Below are 1,293 nucleotides of genomic sequence, written 5' to 3'. Positions count from 1 at the left end.
GATAGCTCGGCTGCGCGGGACGCGGCCTGTCCAGCGGCAGCTGGTGCACCTGCGGCATGCCGTCCAGGCGCGACAGCCAGTAGCCGCGTGCCGCTTCAAGCACCTCGCCCTGCAGCCACTGACGCTGCCAGTGCGCATAGTCGCGATACTGCACCGGCAAGGCCGGCCGGCTGTCCGCGGCACCGACCGCGCAGGCGCGGTACAGGGCGTTGAGTTCGCGGGTGAGCACGGCCATCGACCAGCCATCGCAGGCGATGTGGTGCAGGGTCAGTACCAGCACGTGCGCGCGTTCGGCACGACGGACCAGGCAGGCACGCAGCATCAGATCGCGACCCAGGTCGAACGGCCGGGCCGCGCTGTCGCGTGCCAACGCGGCGATGGCCTCGTCCTGGGCCTCCGGCGCGAGCACAGCGACATCGTTGACGTCCAGCGCGAATACCGGCTCGGGCAGGACCTCCTGCATCGGCTCGCCGTCGTGCATCCGCACCACCGTGCGCAGCACCGCATGGCGATCGATCAGGCCCGACAGCGCACGCTCCAGCGCACGCACGTCCAGTTCGCCATCGATGGTGATGGCGATCGAAGAGTTGTAGGCAGAGCTGAAATTCTCCAGCTCGGACAGTATCCAGAGGCGATTCTGCGCGAAGGACAATCCGACCGGCCCGTCATGGCCGACCGGCATGATCGGCGACAGCCGCGACGACGACGACACATCGGACGACTCCGAGTCCGACTTCTGCGCATGGATCAGGCGCGCCTGCTCCTCGATGCTCGGCAGCTCGAACAGGCTCTTGAGCGTGAAATCCACCTCGAAACGCTTGCGGATCTGGCTCGCCAGACGCGTCGCCAGCAACGAGTGACCCCCGCGCTGGAAGAAATTGTCCGTCACGCCGATCTCATCGCTCTTCAACAACGTCGACCAGATCTCCAGCAGCGCCGTCTCCACCTCGTTCGACGGACCCCGGCGCTTCGCCGCCGCCGCATGTCCACGACGCAGTGCGCCACGATCCACCTTCCCGCTCCGCGTCAGCGGCCACTCCTCCACCACCTCGTAGCCCGAGGGCAGCAGGTAACCCGGCAGGCGATCCGACAACCACGCCTCCACCTCAGACACACTTGTGCCCGACAGCGACACGTACGCATGCAGGCTCTCGTCCTCCACCTTCACCACCGCGCCGGTCACGCCCTCGCAGCCGCGCAGCGCGGACTCCACCTCGCCCAGCTCGATCCGGTAGCCGCGCACCTTCACCTGGTGGTCCGCGCGTCCCACGAACACCAGCTGGCCGCCCTCGC

Annotated in this window: 1 protein-coding gene; it reads right to left on the bottom strand. The window is 67.8% G+C overall.

Annotated features, from left to right (window positions below):
- The coding region (locus ACFQ0E_RS19130; protein ID WP_386826621.1) for a condensation domain-containing protein at positions 1 to 1,293 on the bottom strand (1,293 nt) is incomplete at both ends.

Origin of the sequence: Lysobacter brunescens (assembly GCF_042677005.1) — a bacterium.
In the GTDB taxonomy this organism is placed as follows: domain Bacteria; phylum Pseudomonadota; class Gammaproteobacteria; order Xanthomonadales; family Xanthomonadaceae; genus Lysobacter_I; species Lysobacter_I brunescens.
The sequence above is the reverse complement of the archived record's forward strand: the minus strand, read 5'-3'. Positions and strand labels throughout refer to the sequence as shown.